The sequence below is a fragment of the Alteribacillus sp. HJP-4 genome (genome assembly GCF_042139015.1).
GTDB lineage: Bacteria > Bacillota > Bacilli > Bacillales > Marinococcaceae > JBHIKY01.
In genome coordinates this window covers 1-4,253 of record NZ_JBHIKY010000048.1, presented here as the reverse complement: position 1 = coordinate 4,253, position 4,253 = coordinate 1, and the positions used below count along the sequence as shown (strand labels likewise).

The window sequence follows — 4,253 nt, the reverse complement described above, 5'->3', positions numbered from 1 at the left end:
GTACATGGATTACTATAATCACGAAAGAATAAAAGAAAAACTGGCCGGTTTGAGTCCGGTACAATACCGAACTCAAACCAGCCAATCAGCTGCATAATAAAAACTCTAACTTTTGGGGTTCACTACCGATGAAGGACTTTTACTCATTCTCAATAAAAATATTTCTGTGGGAGGTTTAATTTATATTTTTCGTCCACGATCTTATTCCCGCCCGAATATCTCTCCTTTAATTCATTCTGAAGCGAATCCGGAAATTCATAGCGCTTATAATGAAGCTTGAAGCTGAGCTTATTTTGGAGGAGGTTGCGCGGGGATAAGTTCCCAACTTTTGGTATCTCTATAATTGGAAGCTTTCCCTTTGGATGAATTGGAGTCTTAAAATACCGGTTGAGCTTCCGGGCCACAGCGACCTGCATCGTTCCATAGCTCTTATTCCACTCTTGATTTTTGTATTTCGGTATTTCCGGTTCCCCCATATAATTGAGGAGGCGCAGCATTTCCTGGTCTCTATTTTCCCGGAAATATTCGTAAACCATTAAGAACAGACGGTCTTCTCCAAACAATTCTTCTATATTCTTCAGGTAGTTATTAAAATGAAAATTATGAATGGAGCCATTGTGCTCGCAATACTTGATGAACCCTTTTCCATCAAGAATGCCGCCCTGGTGCAAATGCTGCACATATAAGGAGGTGAACAGCTCCACCTGTTCTCTTAGTCCAATAATGACATGCACATCGTAGTTTTCTTTTGGGAAAATCCGGCGCAGGTCCGTTAATATCTCCAGCTGTGTTTTCGCAGGCTTCGGGGAGAAGGGACTTCCAGAGAGACCTTCATATGAAAATAGCATCGGCTGCCCGTTATTAAAACTGATTAAGAAATTACGTATATTTTCGATATCCATATCTGTCAGCGTATTCAGGCGGATGCGGCGATAGTCACGCTTAATTAATCCGTAGCGGACAAAGTTGACATTTTTTAATTTAGGATAGATGCTCTGCTGAAGAAAGGTTGTTGCCGTTTTGTGATAGCCGAGATGCAAATAAATTTTTTTTCTCATTAATTATACCCCTGTTTGTATTCTATAAGTTTGGACAAATTTTTCTGTCGCCTTTTATCATAACATTAATTTTTTATGTAGCATAATTACAATCATACTTCAAATATTTAAATTTTAATGACTGTGTATATATGAATCTATTACCGCTAATAATGATAATACACACAAAGAAGAAAGGAGAATAGATAAATGAGCTATCCAATCTCACAGCACATTCTATTCGTGGAAAACAGAGAAGCATTTGCCCGTTCATTTCATAGATTAGCTGAAAAGCTCACAGAGCACAATATTGATGTTACTTTACTCGATGAGGTAGTTGATGCCGTCCAGGAAGTTGAGGGCATGAAAGCTGATGCTGCTTTTGAGCTGGGCTATAAGAAAGGCTGGCTGAACGGAAAATCACACATCCGCTACCAGATTTTCCGGGAGGATTTAAAGAAGGAAGTACTGGCCCAATGACAGGGGATATTATATGAAAAAAGAAAAAAGTGGCTGTCCATAAAAGCCCATTTCTGCTGACTTACAGGACAGCCTTTTGCCATTTCTTATCTCATCAGCACACCGCCATTTACTTCAATGGTCTCTCCAGTCACGTAATCTCCTAGTTGGGAAACGAAATAATAGACTGCCCCTAGAACATCTGCCGGAGTCCCTTCCCGTTTAATCGGAGTGTTGCTGACGGCTGCTTTTCTGGCCTCATCCGGAGTGAAAGTATCATGAAAAGCAGTCTCGCCAATGAGTCCAGGGGAGACGTTATTTACGGTAATATGACTGTCAGCAAGCTCTTTTGCAAGACCTTTCGTAAACGTCATCAATCCACCCTTGGATGCCGCGTAGGCGACCGCACCAGGTCCTCCACCATTGTGGGCAGCAAGAGACGTCATGTTAATGATTTTTCCGCTGCCATTGTTTTTTAGAAAAGGAATTGCTCCCTGCGATACGTAAAAGGCACTTGTTAGATTGACATCAATCACGTGGTGCCACAGCTCTTCACTCATCTCTTCGATCGAACACCGTTCCACGAGATGGCCGGCATTGTTAATTACGATATCAAGTGAATCACCGAAATGATTTTTAATTTCAGAGAAAAATTGTGCTACCTCTTCTTTATTGCGGACATCTCCCTGAACGAGCATACTCTTTCTACCAAGCTCAAGGATCTGTTTCATTACAGCTTCTGCCCCTGCCTTATTTCTGCCATAATGTACGATTACATCTGCTCCTGATCGCGCCAGGCCGACCGCAATTTCTTTACCGATGCCTCCGCCTGCTCCTGTTACGAATGCTGTCTTTCCGGTTAAATTAATTTCCATTATAATTCCTCCATTTACATTGAATGAATTTCATAAGTCAATATCGCAACAAAAAATACGAATATTAACATATATTTTCTATATTTCATTCGATTCGCTTCAGACGAACTCTTTCCGGGCTTGGTTTCAGCCCCCCTAGGCAGCAAGCTGCCACCGGGATGAGACTAGTGAATATGTGAGGATGTGGAAAGAAAGGCTGTTTATTTTTAAGTGAGGTTGTATTAAGAGTGTGGTCCTCCCTGGGCAAACTCGCTTGCTCCGCTCTGATCACACTCTTTTTCTATACTTGTAGAGCATTAATTTTAATCGGCCTGGAGTCGACTACTTACGCTACAATCGCACATTCGTATTAAATATTCAGAAAAGCACTTATGAAATTGATTCACTTTATGTAGCTGATAATTAATTTCCGCCGCAGAATTTAAAACACTCAAACTACCACAGTGCCGAACCACTCACCTCCCTGTCACCTTTATTACACTTCCATGTGATCTGCTCCAATTCCTTTTTTCTGATTATGATAAAATGACATCAGCGTTATTTTAGAGGAGGGACCCTAGTGAAGGCATTAATTCACGAGAAACAAAAAGGTATAGCCGGGCTTGTGTACCGGGAAACCACCGAGTCCGACCCGGGACCTGGTGAAGTAAGAATTCAAATAAAAGCCGCAGGATTAAACCACCGCGATCTGTTCGTGCTGGACAGGCATGATCCGGTCGATCCTCCTTTTATTCTTGGCTCAGACGGCGCAGGTGTTATTGACTCGCTTGGAGAAGGAGTGGAAAATCACGCTGCCGGAGAAGAGATTATCATTAATCCAGGCATGGGCTGGAGGAAAAACAGCGCTGCTCCGCCAGAGGGATTCAGCATTCTTGGTTTTCCTTCCGATGGAACATTTTCAGAGTCCATCATTCTTCCGGAAGAGAATGTGAATCCAAAGCCTGCCCATTTGTCATGGGAAGAAGCAGGAGTTCTATCCTTATCGGCATTAACTGCCTACCGAGCGCTTTTCACAAGAGGAAACGTTCAGCCGGGAGATAAGGTACTTATTCCCGGAATAGGCAGTGGTGTCGCTACCTTTCTTCTTCAATTTGCAAAAGCAGCCGGAGCTGAAGTGTATGTCACATCCCGCTCAGAGGAAAAACAAAAACGGGCATTAGAGCTTGGGGCTGATGCTGCCATTGACAGCAGTGTAGACTGGAAGAAGGCTTTGAGCGGGGAAAAAATGGACCTCGTTATTGAATCAATCGGTGCAGCTACTTTCAATCAATCGTTTGATCAACTGCGTAAAGGCGGAACATTGGTGACATTTGGCGCTTCTGCCGGAGACGTGATTCAAATGGATCTTCGTAAGTTTTTCTACGGGCAGTATAATATGCTCGGATCCACGATGGGAAGCGCGGAGGAATACAAGGATATGCTTCAGTTTATGGAGAAGCATAATGTAAAACCGGTGATAGATAAAATGTTTGCCCTGGAAAATTTTAAAGAAGGGTTCCAGAGACTTGAAAGGGCAGACCAATTTGGGAAAATCGGATTTGTAATTTAAGATGGAGCTGTATCAAAAGGGTATAATCCGTTGATGTCCTTCCAAAATTATTAGGGCTGTATCATAAATGATACTCGCCCCTAATTTGCATGGTAAAAAAAGCAGTGGACAAGTCCTTCGCTTTCCGTGGGCAGCGCTTCAGTTAACCGGGCGAAACCCACGCCCGGCGGATCTTAAGCCGCTGCTCTTCGAGGCTGCTGAAAAATTACCCGATAAAATACGATTTTTGGCTAGAAAACAAAATTGTTTTCTAGTCTTTTTCATGTGTGAGATATAATATAAATATCAAACAAAAAAGAGGTGATTTTCTGGTGTTAAATAATCAAACTTCCC

The 4,253-nt window shown here is 42.3% G+C and carries 5 protein-coding genes; 3 read left to right on the top strand and 2 right to left on the bottom strand.

The window, feature by feature from the left end; all coding sequences use genetic code 11:
• Positions 1 to 97 (top strand): IS3 family transposase (locus ACE4RR_RS21290; RefSeq protein ID WP_375536912.1); only part of this gene is annotated, 97 nt, incomplete at its 5' end.
• A 52-nt stretch (positions 98 to 149) separates the two neighbouring features.
• Here ACE4RR_RS21290 and ACE4RR_RS21285 read toward each other — a convergent pair.
• On the bottom strand, positions 150 to 1,058 hold the full coding sequence (locus ACE4RR_RS21285) for a hypothetical protein (protein ID WP_375537444.1): 909 nt from the start codon (positions 1,056 to 1,058) through the stop codon (positions 150 to 152).
• A 189-nt stretch (positions 1,059 to 1,247) separates the two neighbouring features.
• On the opposite strand from ACE4RR_RS21285, the gene ACE4RR_RS21280 reads away from it, so the two are divergent.
• A complete protein-coding gene (locus ACE4RR_RS21280; RefSeq protein WP_375537443.1) occupies positions 1,248 to 1,517 on the top strand; it encodes a hypothetical protein in 270 nt (89 codons plus the stop codon).
• Positions 1,518 to 1,603: 86 nt separating this feature from the next.
• Here ACE4RR_RS21280 and ACE4RR_RS21275 read toward each other — a convergent pair whose 3' ends face one another.
• Complete coding sequence (locus tag ACE4RR_RS21275; protein WP_375537442.1) at positions 1,604 to 2,371, bottom strand: SDR family NAD(P)-dependent oxidoreductase; 768 nt, start codon at positions 2,369 to 2,371, stop codon at positions 1,604 to 1,606.
• A gap of 559 nt (positions 2,372 to 2,930) precedes the next feature.
• On the opposite strand from ACE4RR_RS21275, the gene ACE4RR_RS21270 reads away from it, so the two are divergent.
• Positions 2,931 to 3,920 carry a zinc-binding dehydrogenase gene (locus ACE4RR_RS21270; protein WP_375537441.1) on the top strand — a complete coding sequence of 330 codons (990 nt, stop codon included), beginning with the start codon at positions 2,931 to 2,933 and terminating at the stop codon, positions 3,918 to 3,920.
• Positions 3,921 to 4,253 lie beyond the last annotated feature (333 nt).